At 65.9% G+C, this 20,068-nt stretch carries 19 protein-coding genes; 10 read left to right on the plus strand and 9 right to left on the minus strand.

Translation table 11 applies throughout. The annotated features are described in order from the left end of the window. Positions 1–79 precede the first annotated feature (79 nt). Positions 80–1,207, plus strand: a complete 1,128-nt coding sequence (locus JWP90_RS08650; RefSeq protein ID WP_297362573.1) for a hypothetical protein — start codon at positions 80–82, stop codon at positions 1,205–1,207. Between the two features lie 5 nt (positions 1,208–1,212). Here JWP90_RS08650 and JWP90_RS08655 read toward each other — a convergent pair whose 3' ends face one another. From JWP90_RS08655 to JWP90_RS08695, 9 genes are all read right to left on the minus strand, one after another. Next, the gene (locus JWP90_RS08655) at positions 1,213–3,177 is read right to left on the minus strand and encodes a cytochrome c oxidase assembly protein (protein WP_297362576.1); all 1,965 of its coding nucleotides are present in this window, start codon (positions 3,175–3,177) and stop codon (positions 1,213–1,215) included. A gap of 282 nt (positions 3,178–3,459) precedes the next feature. Next, positions 3,460–3,747 (minus strand): HU family DNA-binding protein, encoded by a 288-nt coding sequence (locus JWP90_RS08660; protein ID WP_297362578.1) that lies wholly within the window; start codon positions 3,745–3,747, stop codon positions 3,460–3,462. A 306-nt stretch (positions 3,748–4,053) separates the two neighbouring features. Further along, complete coding sequence (gene rpsN, locus JWP90_RS08665; RefSeq protein ID WP_090711643.1) at positions 4,054–4,359, minus strand: 30S ribosomal protein S14; 306 nt, start codon at positions 4,357–4,359, stop codon at positions 4,054–4,056. Between the two features lie 3 nt (positions 4,360–4,362). Then, on the minus strand, positions 4,363–4,530 hold the full coding sequence (gene rpmG / locus JWP90_RS08670) for a 50S ribosomal protein L33 (protein WP_091182394.1): 168 nt from the start codon (positions 4,528–4,530) through the stop codon (positions 4,363–4,365). After that, entirely contained in the window at positions 4,530–4,766 is a 237-nt protein-coding gene (gene rpmB, locus JWP90_RS08675) for a 50S ribosomal protein L28 (RefSeq protein WP_196832962.1), read from the minus strand. Before rpmB ends, rpmG begins: the two co-directional genes overlap by 1 nt. Before the next feature lie 622 nt (positions 4,767–5,388). Beyond that, on the minus strand, positions 5,389–5,787 hold the full coding sequence (locus JWP90_RS08680; RefSeq protein ID WP_297362593.1) for a Fur family transcriptional regulator: 399 nt from the start codon (positions 5,785–5,787) through the stop codon (positions 5,389–5,391). A 26-nt stretch (positions 5,788–5,813) separates the two neighbouring features. Next, positions 5,814–6,680: a metal ABC transporter permease gene (locus JWP90_RS08685; RefSeq protein ID WP_297362628.1), complete on the minus strand. Its 867-nt coding sequence runs from the start codon at positions 6,678–6,680 to the stop codon at positions 5,814–5,816. Positions 6,681–6,691: 11 nt separating this feature from the next. Continuing rightward, positions 6,692–7,534, minus strand: a complete 843-nt coding sequence (locus JWP90_RS08690) for a metal ABC transporter ATP-binding protein (protein WP_297362596.1) — start codon at positions 7,532–7,534, stop codon at positions 6,692–6,694. Further along, a complete protein-coding gene (locus tag JWP90_RS08695) occupies positions 7,531–8,487 on the minus strand; it encodes a zinc ABC transporter substrate-binding protein (RefSeq protein ID WP_297362599.1) in 957 nt (318 codons plus the stop codon). The genes JWP90_RS08690 and JWP90_RS08695 overlap by 4 nt, the downstream gene beginning before the upstream one ends. Positions 8,488–8,556: 69 nt before the next feature. Here JWP90_RS08695 and JWP90_RS08700 point away from each other — a divergent pair, with 69 nt between their 5' ends. From JWP90_RS08700 to proC, 9 genes are all read left to right on the plus strand, one after another. Further along, positions 8,557–9,894, plus strand: a complete 1,338-nt coding sequence (locus JWP90_RS08700; RefSeq protein ID WP_297362602.1) for a M17 family metallopeptidase — start codon at positions 8,557–8,559, stop codon at positions 9,892–9,894. Between the two features lie 267 nt (positions 9,895–10,161). Further along, the gene (locus JWP90_RS08705) at positions 10,162–10,476 is read left to right on the plus strand and encodes a hypothetical protein (RefSeq protein ID WP_297362605.1); all 315 of its coding nucleotides are present in this window, start codon (positions 10,162–10,164) and stop codon (positions 10,474–10,476) included. 98 nt (positions 10,477–10,574) lie between these two features. Further along, a complete protein-coding gene (locus JWP90_RS08710; RefSeq protein WP_297362608.1) occupies positions 10,575–11,615 on the plus strand; it encodes a sugar ABC transporter substrate-binding protein in 1,041 nt (346 codons plus the stop codon). A 28-nt stretch (positions 11,616–11,643) separates the two neighbouring features. Next, entirely contained in the window at positions 11,644–13,155 is a 1,512-nt protein-coding gene (locus JWP90_RS08715; protein WP_297362611.1) for a sugar ABC transporter ATP-binding protein, read from the plus strand. Further along, positions 13,152–14,132: an ABC transporter permease gene (locus JWP90_RS08720; RefSeq protein WP_297362613.1), complete on the plus strand. Its 981-nt coding sequence runs from the start codon at positions 13,152–13,154 to the stop codon at positions 14,130–14,132. The genes JWP90_RS08715 and JWP90_RS08720 overlap by 4 nt, the downstream gene beginning before the upstream one ends. Before the next feature lie 55 nt (positions 14,133–14,187). Beyond that, positions 14,188–16,272, plus strand: a complete 2,085-nt coding sequence (locus tag JWP90_RS08725; protein WP_297362616.1) for a hydantoinase/oxoprolinase family protein — start codon at positions 14,188–14,190, stop codon at positions 16,270–16,272. Beyond that, positions 16,269–17,990, plus strand: coding sequence for a hydantoinase B/oxoprolinase family protein (locus tag JWP90_RS08730; protein WP_297362619.1), 1,722 nt, complete (start codon positions 16,269–16,271; stop codon positions 17,988–17,990). The genes JWP90_RS08725 and JWP90_RS08730 overlap by 4 nt, the downstream gene beginning before the upstream one ends. Continuing rightward, positions 17,987–19,192 (plus strand): amidohydrolase family protein, encoded by a 1,206-nt coding sequence (locus JWP90_RS08735; RefSeq protein WP_297362622.1) that lies wholly within the window; start codon positions 17,987–17,989, stop codon positions 19,190–19,192. Before JWP90_RS08730 ends, JWP90_RS08735 begins: the two co-directional genes overlap by 4 nt. After that, entirely contained in the window at positions 19,189–20,010 is an 822-nt protein-coding gene (gene proC, locus JWP90_RS08740; RefSeq protein WP_297362625.1) for a pyrroline-5-carboxylate reductase, read from the plus strand. Before JWP90_RS08735 ends, proC begins: the two co-directional genes overlap by 4 nt. The last annotated feature ends 58 nt before the right edge of the window (positions 20,011–20,068 follow it).

A 20,068-nucleotide genomic window follows, 5' to 3' on the forward strand; every position in this document is an offset into this window, starting at 1 on the left:
CGTACAGGGCTGTGGACGGGTAGCCGATCAGAGACCCTCCCGGATGGGGCACTCGAGGCGATCACCATAGGATAGCTGCGTGAGCCAGCCCCAAAACCCCGCCCAGATGCACCCGCAACAGAGCGCACCGGCCGGCTGGATCGAACCACCCGCACCTGAGCCGCGAGCATCCATGGCGGAGCGGACACGGGCGACCATCATCTGGGCCGTGGTCGGGACGATGCTCATTGGTGCGGCGTTCGCTGCGATGGGCGCGCTCAATCGCGACGTTTACGGAGCCGGGGCCTTCGTCGGCGACTATCTCAGCAAACTGCAGGAGAAGGATGCGGCCGGCGCGCTCCGGATTCCGGGTGTGACGCTCGACGAATCCGAGCTCAAAGAAGCTGGCCTCCCCGAGGGAAGCTCCAACGCGCTCTTGCGGAATGCGGCCCTTCCTGAGCTGACCGACCTCACCCTCGTCGAAGACGTCGATCAGGGGCACGGCCTGCACTCGGTCACCTGGTCGTTCCACAGCAACGACGCGTACGGCCAATCGACCTTCCTCGTGAAGAGTGCCGGGACCCGGTTCCCGCTGATTCCTACCTGGTCGTTCGCGCGGAGCCCGCTCGCCGTCGTGAACCTTGCCGTCGAGCACTCGACAGTGTTCACGACGAACGGGTTTTCTCTCGATACCCGGTCGCTGACGGGAAGACCGGACCCGGCGTTCCACAACATTGTGAACGTGCAGGTGTTCACGCCTGGCGCTTACATCATTGAATCGACCAGCGACTTCGTCACTTCCGAGAAGGTACCCGTTCTCGTCGACGAGCCCACCCGCGTGCACGAGGTCGCTGTGGAAGCGGCCCCGACCGACGAGTTCCTCGCTGCCGCCCAGAAGTCCGTGAACGCGCAGCTCGATGCCTGCGCAGAGCAGAAGGTTCTGCAGCCGACCGGATGCCCGTTCGGTATCGTCGTCGACGACCGGATCTCCGGCGACCCGCAGTGGTCGTTCGAGGACTATCCGCAGATCAGCGTCGAAGCCGGCACTGAATCGTGGGTGATCCCGCCCACCAGGGGCGCTGCTCACCTCGAGGTCGACGTCCAGTCCCTCTTCGACGGATCAATCACCCCGTACGACGCCGACGTGCCGTTCTCCATGGTGGGCAACCTCTACGTCTTGTCCGACGGGACCGTTGCGGCGACGATCAAGGAAGACAACGACGCGTAATCCGCTCAGCCGCGACCGGACAGCCGGGCGAGGCGCTCGTTGTATTCCTTGAGCTCGGCGTCGTCGGTGCGATCCGCGTTCCGGTCGAGCCGTTTCTGTTCTTTGGTGTCGCTTCGGCTCCACTGGATGGCGACCGTGATGGCGAGCGCGATCGTCGGCAGCTCGCCGAGACTCCACGCTATGCCGCCCCCGATCTGCTGGTCGGCCATCGGCGCAGGACCCCAGGTCCTGCCCATGGCGCCGAACCAGTCGGCGAGGAACAGCCCCACATTCGACATGATCGCCAGTCCGAAGAAGGCGTGCGCAGCCATCGTCGCGAGCAGGAGCAGCAAACGCATCGGATAGGAGAGCCGGAAAGGGACGGGATCCACGCCGATCAGGGACTGGACGAAGAGGTAGCCGGACAGCACGAAGTGGACGATCATCCATTGGTGTCCGATGTGATCAGTCATCGCCCAGCGCATGAGCGGGGAATAGTAGAAGACCCAGAGCGAACCGGCGAAGAGCACGGCTGCGACGACAGGGTTGGCGATGACACCGGCGAACTTGGAATGGACGGCGAGGAGAATCCACTCGCGCGCACCGCGGGATCCGTCGTCCCTCTTCTCAACGGCTCGCATGGCGAGGGTCACAGGGGCGCCAGGCACCAGTAGAACGGGGACCAGCATGGTGAGGCCCATGTGCCCGAGCATGTGCACGCTGAAGAGGTAATCCTGGTACGCGGCGACACCGCCGCTGGTCAGGTAGAAGAGCACGAGCAGTCCGAGGATCCAGAACACCGTGCGGTGGATCGGCCATTTGTCACCGCGGCGGCGCAGACGGACGACGCCGGCGACGTAGAAGAAGATCCCGAAAGCCGCGACGAGCAGCCAGATGAGGTCGATGTCCCAGGTGGTGAAGTAGCGCTCGAAGGTCAATTCGGGCGGGAGCGGCTCACCGGTGAGCAGTTCAGCGGCGGTCGGTACGCCGGCAAGTTCCTCGGGAACGGGCGTAGCGGTGCGGGCGAGGGCTGCGGCGAGCCCCGAGGCGACGCCCATGAAAGCGAGTTCGGCGACGACCATCCACCAGAAGAAACGGGTGACCGTCTCTCGTGAAGCCTTCATCCGCCCGATCAGCCAGTTGCGGTGGACAGCGCCGAAGAGCCCGATCGCGACGAGCGCGGCGACCTTGCCGAGCACGAGCACGCCGTACGGGGTGAGCAGTCGGTCGAGGCTGCCGATCCGGAGTTCAGCGCTCGCATAGCCGGATACGGCGACGACGAGGAAGGAGACAAGGGCGAGAGTCGAGTAACGCTCGATGACGGGGACGATGCGACCGGAATCGAAGGTTTTGCGGAGGAGGATGATCGTGAGCAGGCCGCCGAGCCACACAGCGGCGAAGAGAAGGTGCAACCCCAACCCGGTGATGGCGGCGTCGTGGCCCGCCGTGCCGGCCGCGTGGCCCTGCTGCGCCATCGGAACGAGGGAGATGAGTGCGAGCACTCCGACGAACACCATGAGGGTCTGGCCGCGCACAGCGAAGCACAGCACGGTGAGCGTGGCGGCGATGAGCGTGGTGGCGAGCCACGCCTGGCCGAGTTCGACATCGGTGAAGAACAGGCCGAGCTTGGCGCCGAACTGGTCGTCGAAGGTGACCGCGGTGCCTGTCACGTTCAGGAAGGTGAGGAACCCGGTGGCGCCGGCGGCTACGGCGTACAGCGCCGCGCCCGCCGCGGCGACGTCGAGGGCGCGATGGTATTCGTTCTTCTTCGGTGAGAGGGCGAACAACGCAAGCACGATCGCGCCGATCGTTACCGCCGCGCCGATGTTGACGAAGAGCTTGGCGATCGGCAGCCCGAAACGAACGAGGGCTCCCGGGTCACCGATGGGGCGCGCGTCCGCCCCTCCGCCATAGGCCAGCCCTACCAGGAGGGTGAGGAGCGCGACGGCGGCGAGGAGGGCAGGGCCGACGATCCGGGTAACGCGAAGCACCCCTCAAGCCTACGTCGTGGGCAGGCCACGAACCTCCGTTTGCGCTGGCGGCGCGGTGCCGCGTCACACGGCGCCGTGGTGACCTCACATTCAGGATCTTCGTCCAGATTCAGGAGAACCGGGCCGACACGCCGTCTGAGCGGCCGCGGCATCCGGCGTGTCCCAAGGATCTGCTGAATTTGAGGTCGGGGAAGGCGGGTTCGGCCGGGCAGCGGATGCTCCGTGGCGCGTTAACGACGAAAGGGGATGCAGCGCAGCGCGCGGCATCCCCTTTCATGACGACTACTTTGCTGCAGCCTTGAGCTTCGATCCAGCCGAGACCTTGACCGAGTGGCCGGCCGGGATCTGGATCTCGGCACCGGTCTGCGGGTTACGGCCCGTGCGTGCGGCACGTGAGGTGCGCTCGACGGCGAGCCATCCCGGGATGGTGACCTTGACGTCATTGCTGACCGAGTCAGCCAGCACGGTGAACAGCGAGTCGAGGACGCCGCCAACGGTCGCCTGGCTCTGGTTCGTCTCGGATGCGATCTTTGCAACGAGCTCGGTCTTGTTAAGCGACTTATCAGCCATTGAGTTGTCCTCCTCGGACTTTGCTTTCTACAGCCTGTTTCATAACTTGCCCCGAGCCGTTCGTGCACCCGGGCCGGTCTGTCTGACCGCCTCGAATGTATCAGAGTTCCGCATGATCTCGCGGAAATCGGGCTCGTGTGGCCCCATTTTCTGCGGCGTGTCACAGCATCCGTCACTTTGACCCCACATTTTGGCTCCGGATAACGGTGTCAGCGCAAATCCGCGTCATTCCGCGGCTTCGCCGTCAACGACAGAACGGGCGCCGGCCAGAAGGCCGGCACCCGTTCGGTGCGGAGGTGGTGGTGCTTACCAGCTCGACTTGGTGATGCCGGGCAGTTCACCCTTGTGCGCCATGTCACGGAAGCGGACACGCGAGATGCCGAACTTCGAGAGGTGGCCGCGGGGGCGTCCGTCAACGGCGTCACGGTTGCGCAGGCGCACCGGTGAAGCGTTGCGGGGAAGCTTCTGCAGACCGAGGCGAGCAGCTTCACGTGACTCGTCGGTGCCGTTCGGGTCCACGAGGGCCTTCTTCAGCTCGAGGCGCTTTGCCGCGTAACGCTCAACGATAACTTTGCGCTGGTTGTTCTTGGCGATCATGCTCTTCTTAGCCATGGCTTAGCGCTCCTCTCGGAATTCAACGTGCTTGCGCACTACGGGGTCGTACTTCTTGAGTACGAGACGGTCGGGGTTGTTACGACGGTTCTTCTTGGTTACGTAGGTGTAACCGGTTCCTGCCGTCGAACGAAGCTTGATGATCGGACGAACGTCCTGTGCTTTTGCCATTAGATCTTCTCCCCACGAGCCAGGATGTCCTTGACGACCGACTCAATTCCGCGAGCATCGATGACCTTGATGCCCTTGGCGCTCAGCGTGAGCGTGACGTTACGGCGAAGCGACGGTACGAAGTACGTCTTCTTCTGCACATTGGGGTCGAAGCGACGCTTCGTGCGTCGGTGCGAGTGCGAAATGTTGTGTCCGAAGCCGGGAATGGCTCCAGTCACCTGGCAGGTTGCTGCCATGGTTCTCTCCTTCAATACCGCAGGACTTCCGCCCTGCCCAAGATCTCTTGTCGGCACACGCAAACCACCTGCATTTCACAACAGGGGGACGTTTGTGCGATCCGAACGGGAGGTGCCCGTTCAGCCAAGGATCTATCGTACAGGACGCCAGGCTCTTCTGCGAACGACGGCCTCAGCGCCACCGGACGGATGCCGCGCTGCCGCAGAAGGGAGCTCTGCAGCCCGCTCTTGACCGGTTCATCGGAAGACGGCGGAGGATCGGTTAGCCCGTGAACTCCAGACGATACCGGAGGAACCCCATGAGTAACGAAGCCAGCCCCGTGTCCGCTGAACCGGAAAGGGCGCCGTCGACCGCCGCGACGCCAGCGAGCGACTTCCCCCGGGATGCCGGCCCCCAGCCGCAGTCCGCCCCGGGGATGTCGCACAGCCGCTTAGGGGACGGCCCGCGGGTGGGACCGGGCAGCCGGACGGACCACGCCCCGATGCCCGGGACCACGACGATTCGGACACCGGCACCGCGGACCCGTCGAACGTCGAGGGATGACCGCCCCCTCACCGTGCGCGAATCACCCAGGACCCGCCACCCACGACGGACGGGGTCAACGGCGTGGCGTCGGTGAATCTACGCAGACCCTGACGAGCACGCCGAGCACAGTCCGAAGATATCAACGACGTGCCTGGCGTCGGTGAAGCCGTGATCGGATGCGGTCTGCCGCGCCCAGCGCTCCACCTCGGTCGCCTCGATCTCGACGGTGAGGCCGCAGTTGCGGCAGATCAGGTGGTGGTGGTGGCCGGTGGTTTCGCACGCCCGATACAGACTCTCTCCCTCAGGAGACTGCAGGGAATCCGCCTCGCCGACGTTCGCGAGGTCGGCGAGGGCGCGGTACACGGTCGCGAGTCCGATGTGGGATCCAGCTTCTCGGAGCCCCTGGTGCAGACCCTGTGCGCTGACGAAACCGTTCCGGGAGTTCAGCGACTCGCGTACGGCTTCCCGCTGCCAGGTGTTCCTCTTCACTGCCACGTTCCGCTGCCTCCGTCGACCTGGTTCTAGCGTAGCCCGGCGCGAGGTTTGGCACGCAGCCCGACCAGACGCGCGACGAGATAGATCAGAAACGAGATCGTCGTGATGTACGGGCTGATCGGCAGCGACCCACCGATAGCCAGCAGGATGCCACCGACTGCGGAGACGAAGCCGAACACCATCGCGAGCACCGGGACGACAATCGGCGATGCGGACAGTCGCAACGCGGCCGCGGCCGGGGTGACGACGAGGGCGAGCACGAGAAGTGCACCGATGATCTGCACAGACACGGCGACGATCAGCCCGAGCAGCACCATGAAGGTGAGCGAGACGAACCGGGTAGGGACTCCGCGGGCTGCGGCGACGTCGGCATCGAGGCTGTCGAAGCTCAACGGGCGCCAGATCAGCAGCAACCCGACGAGCACCGCGAGGCTGATGGCGCTCAGCCAGGTCAACTGGGGGTCGTCGACCGAGATGATCTGGCCGGTGAGCAACCCGAACTTGTTGGCGCTTCGTCCCGGATACAGGGCGAGGAAGAGGATGCCGAGCCCCAGCCCGAACGGCATGAGGACGCCGATGATGGAGTTGCGGTCGCGAGCGCGTGCCCCCAGCAGCCCGATGACGATCGCAGCGATCAGGGCGCCGACGAGGGAACCGGCAACGACGTTGACGCCGAACAGCAACGCCGCCGCGGCGCCGGCGAACGAGAGTTCACTGATTCCGTGCACGGCGAAGGCCATGTCGCGTTGCATGACGAAGACGCCGATAAGCCCGCCGACGATACCGAGGACGGCTCCCGCGAGGATCGAGTTCTGCACCAGGCCGAGGAGTTCGCCGTAGTTCTCGAAGTTGAACATCCGGGACCAGAGGTCACCCGCGCCGACGGGGAGCATCACTCCGGCCCTCATGCCCCGACCTCGGTGTGGCCGTGGTGGTGGGTTTCGCTGTCGGGGATGCCGACGACGACGACCCGTCCGCCGGTGCGGAGCACGTCGACAGGGGTGCCGTACAACTCGGTGAGCACATCGCTCGTGAGCACTTCATCCGGTGTTCCCTCACGGAACTGTCCGCCAGCGAGGTAGAGGATGCGGTCGACCATCCCGAGCACCGGATTGACGTCGTGGGTGACGAAGACGACAGGCGTGCCGTGCTCACGCCGTCGCCGGTCGATCAGTTCGGAGACGCCGCGCTGGTGCTGCAGGTCCAGGCTGAGCAGGGGCTCGTCGCACAGCAGCATCCGCGGGTCACCGGCGAGCGCCTGGCCCACTCGCAGCCGCTGTTGCTCGCCTCCGGAGAGGTTGCCGACGGGTTCATCGGCGTAGTGGGAGGCGCCGACCGACGCCAGGAGGGCGTCCACCTGACGCTTCTCCGCTCCCCGGCTGACCGGGAGCCCGAACCGGTGCCCGTTCACTCCGAGCGCGACAAGGTCCCGCCCGCGCATCGGCGTGCCTCCCGGGATGAGCTTCTGCTGGGGGATGTAGCCGATCCGGCGGTCGCCCCGGCGCACCGGGTGCCCGTCGAATCGGATCGTGCCTGCGTCGAGTGGCTGCTGCCCGAGGATCGTCTTGAGCAGACTCGTCTTGCCCGATCCGTTCGGCCCGAGGACCGCGAGGAACTCCCCGGCGCAGACGTCGAGGGTGAGGTCGTTCCACAGCACGCGATCGCCGAAGCCGAGGGCGGCATCCGTCAGGCTGAGGATCGGGTTGCTCGGGTGGCGGTGACCGGCAGGAGGAACGACGCCGGTCACGAGCGGAGCGCGTCGCTGATAGCGGTCATGTTGTTCGTCATCCAGCTCACATAACTCTCCCCGTCCGGCAGCGTCTCAGCGAAAGACACCACCGGAACGGAATTCTTCTCGGCAGCGGCGCGGACCCGATCGGTCTCAGGGCCGCTGGTCTGCTCATTGTAGGCGAGCAGTGCGACGTCACCGGTGGCGAGAAGGGCGAGAGCATCCCTGAGGCTCGCCGGCGAGACATCCGTGCCGTCTTCTATCGCGGCACTGAATTCCGCAGGGGTCACATCGACCAGGCCGGATGCCTCGAGCAGGTACAGCGGCACCGGCTCGGTGATTGCCACCCCTGCCCCGCCGAACTCCGTCTTGAGCGCCTCGGTCGAGGCGGTGAGCTGAGCGAGTTCTTCCGAGAAGACCGAGTAGTTCTCGGCGAACTCGGCGGCGTTCTCTTCGTCGAGTTGCGAGAAGACGTGCGCGAGTGTGCTGGCGAGCGAATCCACGGTGGCGAGGTCGTACCAGACGTGTTCGTTGAGCCCCTCGACGTGCCCGTTCCCGTCCTCCCCACCGTGCTCGTCTGCGCTGTGTCCTTCGACGGGTGCGTGCCCGGACAGGTCGACGACGTTGACCATCTCGAGATCGTCCGCGCCGGCGGCATTCACGAGGGTGTCGATGAACGGGTCGTATCCCCCGCCGTTTTCGATCACCAGGTCCGCCTTCGAGATGGCCAGCTGGTCCTGGGCGCTGGCCTCGTAGCTATGCGGATCCTGCGCCACGGAGTTGATGATGCTCGTCACATCCACGTACTCCCCGCCGATCGCGGAGGCGATGTCGCCGTACACGTTGGTGGAGGAGACGACGCTGATGCCGGTCGGGTCGTCCACGTTCTCGCTTGCGGGGCTGGAGCATCCGCTGAGCACGAGGGCTGCTGCGGGCAGGAGCAGAAGGGGAGCGAGGCGGGAGTTGTTCACTTCGGATACGGTACCCGTAATGATAACGGTTATCAACTTCCGCCGTGTGCACGGACTATGGTATGTCACATGTCATCCTTACGACTCGTACCGACGATGCACGACGACCCTCACTTGGCGCGTCACGCCCAGGTTTTGGACGCCCTCGATTTCGTACCCGACGTCGGCCGTACCGCGGTCGTGGATGACGGAGGCGCGGTACTTCTCGTCGGACTCGGCGAGCGTGGAACCTCGAGCACCGCCTCCACCCGGATCGCGTTCGCGTTCGCAGCACGGGCGATCGCGGCGGGCGAACTCGTCGTCGAGACCGAAGACCTCGAGGCCGATCTGCTGCAAGCGGCGGCCGAGGGCATCGTCCTCGGCCGGTACTCCTTCCGTGGCAGCTCCAGGCACTCGGGATGGAAACCCTCGACGCTGTCACCGTCATGGGAAGCAGGGATCGCGATCGGCGAAGCCGTCTGCCTGGCCCGCGACCTCGTGAATACTCCGCCCAACGTGATGACGCCGGACATACTGGCCGAAAGCTTCCGTGTTCTAGCGATCGACGGCGGTCTCACCGCAACCGTTCGGGACGAGCAGTGGCTGCGCGAGGAGGGCTTCGGCGCCGTCCTCGCAATCGGCGGCGGTTCATCCAATCCCCCGCGGCTGGTCGAGCTCGAGTACCGCGGTCATGACGGCGGCACGGACGTCTGCCTCGTCGGAAAGGGAGTCACTTTCGACTCCGGCGGGAACTCCTTGAAAGACGCCGACGGGATGATGACGATGAAGTCCGACATGGCGGGTGCTGCGGCAGTTGCCGGGGCCATGTCGCTGCTGCGCCGGTTCGCACCACGCATCAACGTCCGGGCCGTGCTGCCCCTCGTCGAGAACATGCCCGGCTCCACGGCCACCCGCCCCGGCGACGTCGTCACCGCCCGCAACGGCCTCACGATCGAGATCCTGAACACCGATTTCGAGGGCCGCGTGATCCTTGCGGACGCATTGGGCTACGCGGCAGAGGCGAACCCCGGAGCAATCGTGGACGTCGCGACACTGACATACGCTGCGGCCAACGCCCTCGGCAACAGGACCGGTGCGGTGCTCGGCGATGACTCGGAGATCGCGCGAATCCGCACTGCGGCCGATCGCTCCGGGGAGCCGTTCTGGCCCTTCCCGATGCCGTCGCACTTCGCAGCGCAACTGGACTCAGACGTCGCCGATGTGAAGAACTTTCCGGGTGCGCGAGAAGGGCGGGTCATCTCCGCGGCGCACTTCCTGCGTCGATTCGTACCGGGAACGGTCGACTGGGCGCACCTCGACATAGCCGGTCCGGCCTGGGCTGATGAGACGTACGAGCTCACGACGCGCGGCGGCACCGGCTTCGGAGTGCGGACGCTGCTCCAGTACCTGCTCGACCGCGCACACTGAAAGCCTGCCCCTGGGATCGGTCGAGGTCCGCTGAGGAGTTACTGGCCCGGTCCCTAATATTTCCTTGACGGAAATGCGAACGAAACCTAGTGTGTGACATATTACTAGAGCCGGTTTTCGTTCCACAAGAACGATTCTGGTTCCTGGGGACGATTCGAGTTCCCTAGGCCGAGAGTGCGACGCGACGCGGCGTCCACTCGTCGGCACCTTGCGCATCAGGAGATGTGCCCCGCAGACGATCTCCTCCTTTTCGTGAAAGGCTCCGTCATGATCCGCACCCTGCTCACGCTTCGCCTGGCGCCCGAGAAGGTTCCGGATGTCCTCGAGCTCTACCGCTCGGACGACATCCTTCAGTACTCGCTCGACCACTCCGAGGCCCTGACTTCAGAGATCTCGGTCGCGGCCGACGGATCGGGCGAGGTTCTGGTGACCGCCTTATGGCCGGACTCGTCGGCCTACCAGGGCTGGCTCGACAATCCGTGGCGCGCTGGGTCCAGCGCAAAGCTGAGCGAACTGCTCCGCGATGCCGAGGTAGGCGCCGGCCGCATCTTCGAAATCGACCACGACGTGCGAAAGCTCTAGTCCAGCCCCTTCGCCGTGGCCAGCGGAATCTCTTCCCGCAGTATCCCCTTCCCCAACAATCCACCTGATCATCCGCATCCGCATACCTGGAGGTACCCGTGCACATCCTCAGCAAGAACGGCCGCCGTGTCGCCGTCGTCGCCATCGCCGCCCTTGGCGTCAGCAGCCTCGCCGCGTGCAGTTCCCCCTCCGGATCCAATGGATCCGCCGAATCCGACGGCACCTACTCGATCGCCGTACTGCTCGCCTCGAGCCAGAACGGCTACAACCAAGCCGTCGCCGAGGGGGTCCAGAAAGCAGCCGACTCCCTCGACGGGAAGTTCGACATCACCGTGCTCGACGGAGGCTTCAACGCCGACACCCAGCTCTCGCAGATGGAGACCGCCGGTGTTGGCGAGAAGTATGACGGCATCGTCGTCGTACCGTTCGACGGACCTGCGCTCGCCGCGGCGTTCCCCCTCGCCAACGGCATCCCCGTAACCACGGCGCTGAACCCGATCGGCCCAGACATCGAGGAGATGGAGCCACAGGTCGAAGGAGTCGTCGCCACCGTCGCCGTCCCAGCTGGTGAAGCCGCGGCGAAGCAGGCAGAGGGCGTCGTCGAGTACTGTGCCGACATCGATCCGTGCAAGGTCGCGCTCCTGGTCGGCCAGCTGAACGCCCCGCTCGACGTGACGCGAGAGGCCGCCTACCGCAAGGTGCTCGAGCCTGAGGCAAACATCGAGATCGTCGCGACCGTCGAGGGCAACTATGACCCCGACCTCTCCTCGACCGCGATCTCGAACGTGCTGCAGGCAAACCCGGACATCAACGTCGTCCTGTCCAACGCCGACCAGCAGACCGAGGGCGCCCAGATCGCGCTCGAGGATGCCGGGATCGACCCGTCCACCGTCTACCTGACGGGCGGCGGTGGAACATCCAAGTCGATCCAGAACGTCCGCGACGGCGTATGGAAGGCCGATTACATCAACTTCCCCGTGAGCATGGGCAAGGCAGCGATGGAGCAGCTGTACAACGCTTTGACCGGAGGGGATGTCACCTCGTTCGTGAACGCGGACGAGGTTGGCGAGGTCGATCCGTACGCCACCAAGGAGACCCTCGACGAGACTCCTGACTACACCGGCGAGTGGGTGGGCTAAGGTCGCGGACGGATCGGATCCCACGGACATGAGTACAGCCATCGTCGAACTCCTCGGCGCGTCCAAGCGCTTCGGAGGAACCCAGGCCCTCAACGGTGTCGACCTGACGCTTCGCAAGGGAGAGGTGCACGCGCTCGTCGGCGAGAACGGTGCGGGTAAGTCCACCTTGGGCAAGATTGTGGCCGGGCTCTACGCCCCGGACAGCGGCGAACTTCGGGTTGACGGCGTACCCGTTTCCCGGTGGGACCCGATCCGTGCTCAACGAGCAGGCATCGTGATGATCGCCCAGGAGCTCTCCCTTGTGTCGCAACTGACCGTTGAGCAGAACGTCTTCCTCGGGGCTGAAAGTTCGCGGCTCGGTGTACTGAAGCGAGGCACGACAGATCGTTTTCGCGCGCTTCTGGAACTCGCCGAATTCGACCTCGACCCGAAAGCCCCGGTGGGGACTCTCAGTATCGCCCAGCAGCAGAAGGTGGAGATCATGAGAGCCTTGGCCCGGAAGGCCCGGGTGATCGTGATGGACGAGCCCACCTCCTCCCTCACCGCACACGAGACCGCACAACTGCACACCCTCATCCGCGGGCTTCGCGAGCAGAACCGCAGCATCGTCTACGTTTCGCACTTTCTCGACGCCGTCCTCGAGGTGGCCGACACGGTGACGATCATGCGCGACGGCGTCCGCGTCCGTACCGCACCAGCCGCGCAGGAGACGAAGAGCTCGATGGTGGAGGGTATGCTCGGGCGCGAACTCTCCGTCACCTTCCCCCCGCGCCGACCATCAGTGAACGAATCGGTGCCGCCGCTGCTGACGCTCGAGGGAGTGACGACGGCGGCGGCGCACGACATCTCCCTGCAGATCCGGCCGGGCGAGATCGTCGGCCTGCTCGGCCTCGTCGGCTCCGGTCGCAGCGAGATCGCCCGAGCGATCGCCGGCGCAGACCCGATCACCGGCGGCAGGATGATCTATCGGGGGACAGAGGTGTCCCGATGGAACACCCGCAAGGCCATCGCCTCCGGTGTCGTCATGGTCCCGGAGGACCGCCACGCGCAGGGCCTCGTCCTGGAGCGCAGCGTGAAAGAGAACATCTCCCTCGCCTTCCTGGACCGGTTTTCCACGCTCGGTGTCATCTCATCCCGCCGCGAACGTGCCGGGGCCCAGGAACTCGCCGATGCACTCAGCATGCGTCCGCCGCGCATCGGCCTCGACGTCGGCGGGTTGTCCGGCGGCAACCAGCAGAAGGCCCTGCTGGGCAAGTGGCTCGTCGGGGAACCGGACGTCGTGATCCTGGACGAGCCGACCCGTGGCGTGGACATCGGCGCCAAAGCGACCATCTACCGACTCATCGCCGACCTCGCCGAGCGCGGTGTCGGAGTGCTCCTCATCTCCTCCGAGCACGAGGAGGTCCTTGCGCTGAGCACCCGCGCTCACACCGTCAGTGGCGGAACCATCGTCGGGGAGATCGACCCGGCGACGCTCGGCGTTTCGGACCTGCTCGCTCACCTCTTTTCCGTCGACCTGACCATCGGAGCCACCGCATGACAACCGCAACGGCCACACCCACCCGCATCTCCCGGATCACCCCTGCTTCGGCGCTCCTCTTCCTGCGCGACTACGCCGTGCTCGTCCTGCTGGGGATCATCCTTCTGGTCCTGGCCATTGCGACGCCGTCCTTCTTCACCTTCGCGAACATCGTCAACATCCTCAATCAAAACGCTCCGCTCGCGATCATTGCCGTCGCGGGAACCTTCGTGATCATCTCAGGATCGTTCGATCTCTCCACAGCTGCCATCTACGCAGTGTGCAGTGTCGCGGCCGCCTGGGTCGCGGTCGCCTCGGGCAGCGTGGTCCTCGCCCTTCTGATGCCGCCAGTCATCGGGATGCTGCTCGGCGCTTTCAACGGCTTCAGCGTGACCGTGCTGCGCGTGCACTCATTCCTCGCAACGCTCGCGTCCAGCCTGATCTTCAAGGCGATCGCTGTGCTGATCACCGGCGGTGCCCTGATCTCGGTCCCGCTCGACGGGTTCTCCGAACTCGGCCGCGGCCGCATCGGTGGGGTCTTCTACTCGGTGATCATCCTCTTCATCTTTATCGCGGTGATGTGGTTCGTGCTCAACGGCACCGTCTACGGCCGCCACGTCTTCGCGGTGGGAGGCAACCAGGACGCCGCACAGCTGTCCGGCGTCTCCGTCGACCGGATCAAGGTCGCTGTCTTCGCCGTCAGCGGACTCGCGGCGGGGATCGCGGCATCGATCGGTGTGTCACGCATCGCGTCCGGCCAGCCACAGGCCGGCGAGGGCCTCGAGCTGGCCGCGATCGCCGCCATCATCCTCGGCGGCACCAGCATCAACGGCGGAATGGGAGCCGTCTGGCGCTCAGTCGCCGGCGTCTTCCTCATCGCGCTGATCGGCAACGGGTTCGACATCCTCGGTTTCAACCCGCAGCTCAAGAACCTCGTCACCGGCGTCATCATCCTCGCCGCCGTCGCGCTTGCCGCCGTCGGTGTCAAGCGCCGCTGATCGAGCGCGGCCACAGCCGCGTCATCCTTTTCCCGTTCCCCAGAAAGGCTCCCTCATGTCCGAAAAAGTTCGCGTCGCCATCGATGTCGGAGGCACGTTCACCGACGTGGTCAAGCTCACACCCGCGACTGGAGCGATTCGCTTCGAAAAGGTGCCGACCACCCCGAGCGCCCCGACGGAGGGCGTGCTCGCGGGATTCGACAAGGCTGAGGCCGACACCGCCGACATCGCGATGTTCAACCACGGCACCACGCTCGGCCTCAACGCCCTGCTCACCCGGACCGGTGCCCGTACGGCCATCGTCTCCACCCGCGGGTTCCGTGACGTCTACCTGCTCGGTCGCACCGACCGTAAGGAGATGTACGCCATGACCTACCGCAAGCCCGCCGCGCTGGTGGAACGGAGCGACACCTTCGAGGTCACGGAACGCAGCTACTTCGACGGCACCATCGCCACACCTCTCGACGAAGCGGACGCTCGTGAGGTCGCCGCCCGCATCGCCGCCGGCGGCTACGCCTCAGTGGCCGTCGCCTTCCTGCATTCGTACGCCAACCCCGCGCACGAAACACGCATGCGGGAAATCCTGCAGGAAGTCGCCCCAGGCGTCCACGTGACCCTGTCGCACGAGCTCGCCCGTGAGTATCGCGAATACGAACGCACCTCCACCGCCGTGCTTGACGCGTACATCAAGCCCATCGTCCGCGGTTATCTGGAGGCGCTCGAGGGCAACCTCGAGGGCAGCGGATTCGCCGGTCGCTTCCTGATGTCGCGCTCCGGCGGTGGCGCGATGACCGCTGCTGCCGCAAAGGAGCAGCCGGTCAACCTCATTCTCTCTGGCCCGGCCGGTGGCGTGATCGGCGCTGCTGCCATCTCCAAACTTTTCGGAACGCCGAACCTGATCACGATCGACATGGGCGGCACGAGCCTTGACGCGTCACTCGTGCTCGACCACGAACCGTTGCGCTACCAGGGTGCTGAATTCGAGGGTCTCCCGATCACGACGCCGTCGCTCAACATCCACACCATCGGAGCTGGTGGGGGCTCCCTCGCCTACCTCGACGACGCCGGCGCTTTGCAGGTGGGCCCGCAGAGCGCGGGCGCGATGCCCGGGCCGGCCTCATACGGCCGCGGCGGAACCCAGCCCACCTTCACCGACGCCGCCCTCGCAGTCGGGTATCTCGGCTCCGACACCCCGCTGGGTGGATCCCTGGTACTCGACGAGTCGCTTGCCCTGAAGGCCCTCGAGCCAATCGCCGATCAGCTCGGCATGAGCGCCCGTTCCCTTGCCCGCGGCATGCTGCGCATCTCCTCGACCAAGATCACCGGCGCCGTCCGCGGCATCACTGTCGAACTCGGCCTTGACCCGAAGGAGTTCGCCCTGCTCAGCTTCGGGGGCGGGGGCGGGCTCGTCGCCGTGGACGTCGCACGCGAGCTGAGTATCCCCACCGTCATCGTGCCGCCCGGACAGGGCGCGTTCTCAGCGCTCGGCATGCTGATGGCCGATGTCCAGCACGACTTCGCGCGCACCTCCGTCACTCCACTGGCAAACCTCGACGCCGGGTCGATCGAAGCTTCGTTCCAGGAGCTCGAGGCAGAGGCGATCACGGCACTCGAGGCGGAGGGCTTCGGGAAGCCGGAACGCCGCCTCACCCGCACCATCGACGTCCGCTACGCCGGCCAGGAGCATGCCGTGACGGTCGCGTACCCGGAGACGACCGGCAACTTCGCAGAGATCGTCGCCGAACGCTTCGCGCAGCTGCACGAGCGCCAGTACGGCCACATCATGAGCGACCCGGTCGAGGTGACGACGCTGCGTCTGCGGGGCATCGGCATCATCGACAAACCGTCGCTTCCCACCGTTCCCGAGCGCCGGGAGGGCGCGCCCACCCGCTTGGGTTCCCGCGTCGTGCATCTCGCCGACGGTGTCCAGTCCGTTTACAGCCTGTACTCCCGCGAGCAACTCCTTGCCGGGGACAGCATCCACGGCCCCGCCGTAATCACCGAGCACACCGCCACCACGGTGATCCATGAGGGCGACCTGCTCACCGTCGGCAGTTACGGCGAGCTCGTCGTCGCCATCCTGGCCGACTCCCCCGCATCCCCATCCGAATCCACTCTTCTTGAGGAGGTCGCCCGATGAGCGACGCCATCACCACCGAGGTCATCCGCCACGGGCTGCTCGCAGCGGCCTCCGAAATGGCGACGAACCTGTGCCGCACCGCCTACAACACCGTGGTTTACGAGATCCACGATTACGGCATCGGCATTCACAACGTCAACGGCGACGTGGTCGCGGATGCTCCGGGCATCGCCATCTTCACCCGGGGCAACGACTACGGCATCAAGAAGGCCGTGGAGTTTCTCGGCGAGGACGCCATGGGCGAGGGGGATGTTTTCCTGCTCAACTACCCGTACTGGTCGTCGGCTCACGCGCTGGACACGCTCGTTTTCGCCCCGATCCGCTCCAGGCAGGGCCAGTTGATCGGCTACGCGTCCTGCCGGATCCACGTGCTCGACCTGATGCAGAAGGACGCCGGCTACGTGCTCGACTCCACCGACATGTACCAGGAGGGCATCTTCTTCCCCGGCACGCGGCTGTACAAGGGCGGTGAATCCTGCGAGGACACCTTCAACATCATCCGCTTCAACAGCCGGATGCCGAAGCACACCATCGGCGACCTGCAGGCGCAGGTCTCGGCCTGTTACGCAGGCGTGCAGCGCACGCGAGAACTTGCGGACAAGTATGGCGTCGAGACGCTGACCACGGCGATGGAGACGATCAACGCGCACGGTGAGAAGCTCGCCAGGCTTGCCCTGGCGAAACTGCCGAAGGGCACCTGGCACGCCACCGATTTCATCGACAGCGACGGCATCGACCGGGACACCCCGGTGAAGATCGATGCCAAGGTCACCATCACCGACGACGAGTTCATCGTCGACTGGAGTGAGAGCGCCTACGGCGTGAAGGGGCCGATCAACCTGCCGCCGGGGCAGACCGAAGCGCTGTGTTCGCTGGTCTTCAAGTCACTCACAACACCGGACTCCCCCGTCGTCGCCGGCAACTTCGCCCCATTGCGGGTGATCACCCGCGAAGGCAGCGTGATGCACGCTGTCCCGCCCATGCCGACGTTCACGCTGTGGACCGGGCTGCTCGCCGGCGAGGTGGTCTACAAGGCGCTGGCTCAGGGCATGCCGGAGCTGATCCCTGCCTCCTCCGGCGGAGACGTCAGCTCGATGATGGGCCTCGGTGTGAACCCGCGCACCGGAGAAGCCTGGCTCGAGGCCACCAACGAGGCCGTCGGGTTCGGCGGCCACTCGGGAGGCGACGGCGAGGACGGCATCATGCACTTCAGCGAGCCGGGTTGCCGCAACAACCCGGTCGAAGTGCTTGAGACCAAATCCCCGATGATCATCGACTCCTACGGCTACCGCCCCGACTCTGCCGGGGCCGGTAAGCACCGCGGCGGTGTTGGCGTGAGCCGCGTCTACCGTTTCACCGCCGACTCGGTCGGCATCGGGCTGGTCTACAAGACCACGTCGCCGCCGTGGGCTGTCGGCGGGGGCCGGGAGGCCCTGCCGAACGGCATGACCATCAACCGCGGCACGTCGGCGGAGCGCTCCGGTTCCGGCAATTACAACAAGCTCGCCGCTGGCGAGACGCTGGACAACAGCACAGGGGGTGGCGGCGGATGGGGCAACCCGTTCGAGCGCGACCCGAATGCCGTAGCGAAGGATGTGCGCAACGGTTTCGTAAGCGCGGGGGCTGCCGCTGAGCAATACGGTGTCGTCGTGGATCCGGTCACCTTCGCGGTCGATGAGGAAGCCACGTCCGGCCTGCGCTCCGGAGCGAGAGCGTGACGGAAACGCTGGTTGTCCGCAACGCGCTCGTCTTCGACGGCGAGTCGGCCGAGGTCTCCGAGGCGTCCATCCGAATCGCCGACGGGCGCATCGTGGAACTGGGCAACGTCACCGGCGGGGCCGATCGTGTGATCGAGGCAGAAGGGCGGGTCGTCACACCTGGGCTCCTCGACGCGCACTTCCACGCGTACGCGATCGCCCTGGACTCGGAGCCGATCGAGCAAGCCTTGCTCAGTTACGTCGCACTCGTCGGCCAGCACCGACTGACCGATGCTCTGCGCCGGGGGTTCACGACGGTGCGTGACCCGGCCGGTGGAGACGCGGGACTGGCACGCGCGATCGACGAGGGCCATGTCCTGGCTCCGAGGTATCTTTTCATGGGATCGGCGCTCAGCCAGACCGGCGGCCACGGCGACTATCGGCATGCTGACAGCGACGTCTGCTTCCACGGCGGGCACACCGTCGATGTCGTCGACGGTCCGGATGCGTTGCGGGTCGCGGCGCGCGAGCGGTTGCGCAGCGGCGCCCACGCCATCAAAATCTTCACTTCGGGCGGGGTCGTCTCACCGACGGACCCGATCCGGAGGCCCCAGTACTCGGCGGAGGAGATTCGTGCCGTCGTCGACGAGGCACGTCGACGAGGCAGCTACGTCGCCGCTCACGCCTATTCGCCCGAGGCGATCGAGCATTCAGTGGTTAACGGGGTGCGCTCGATCGAGCATGGCAACCTGCTCGACGCGGTGACCGCACGGTTGATGGCCGAGCACGGCGCCATCCTGGTGCCGACGCTTGGCGCATATGACGCTATGGAGCGTCTCGGCGACGAGCTGGGGCTCTCGACGGTCGCCAAGTCGAAGAACCGGGAGGTTCTGGCCGCCGGTCGTGACGCGGTGCGGCACGCCCACGAGGCGGGCGTGGTCGTCGGTTTCGGCTCGGACAACATGGGCGCGCTTGTTTCGGAGCAGCTCGTCGGTGTGCGACTGCTTGCTGAGGCATCCTCCAATCTCGAGGCGCTGCGCTCCCTGACCAGCCGCAACGCCCTTCTGATGCAGCGCGACGACCTCGGTCGCATCGCTGTGGGAGCAGCCGGCGACCTCGTTCTGTGGTCGGGTAACCCACTCGAGGACATCGATGTGATCGCTGACCGGAACCGTGAGCGGACGGTCATCCTCGCCGGGGCTGTGGTGGGAGAAACTGCGTGACCGCACCCCGTGTCGCCGTCCTTGGTGCTGGCTCCCTCGCCGGCGCCATGCTCTCCGGCTGGGAGCGAGCGGGAGTGGTGTTCGACTCGCTCGTCACCGTGAACCGCACGGCTGCGGGCGCTGCAGCCCTCGCCGGCAGGGGGACGGCGCTGTCCCTCGAATCGAATCCGGACGCCAACCGGGTGGCGGTTCGCGGCGCAGACATCGTGGTGATTGCGGTCAAGCCGTACATGATCGATGACCTGCTGCCGACGATCGCGACTGCGCTGGCGCCAGGAGCAGTGGTGATTACCGTAGCTGCCGGCATCCGGAGCGAGCGCTTCCGCCCCGCACTGCCCCGATCGGTAGCGGTGATTCGCGCGATGCCCAACACTCCGTCTGCGGTCGGTCGCGGCGTCATCGGACTCGTCGCGGATCCCGCGGTGCCTGCCGAGGCGATGTTCGCGGCGCGTGCCCTGCTCGAGCCGCTCGGGGAGGTCGTCGAGGTGCCGGCCGATCAGCTCGACGGCATCGTGGCGATCTCGGGGTCTGGTCCTGCTTACGTCTTCCTGATGATCGAGAAACTCGCATCAGCGGCGATCGCCCAGGGATTCGAACCGGGAACGGCGGCCTTGCTCGCCCGCCAGGTGTTCCTGGGTGCCGCCGAGCTGTTGGTTGCGTCGGGTGAGGACCCCGCTGAGTTGCGCCGACGGGTGACCAGCCCGAACGGAACGACGGAACGGGCGATCGCGGTCTTCCAGGCCGGGGGCCTTGACGACCTGTTCGTGGCGGCGACGCAGGCCTGTCGGCAGCGGGCGCAAGAACTCGGTCGCGGCTAGCCCGGTGGTCGGGGTGCGCATAAGGCGACACCCCGCCGACCGGACACGAGCAGAACGG

Origin of the sequence: Mycetocola sp., from assembly GCF_025464835.1 — a bacterium.
Classification (GTDB): domain Bacteria; phylum Actinomycetota; class Actinomycetes; order Actinomycetales; family Microbacteriaceae; genus Mycetocola_A.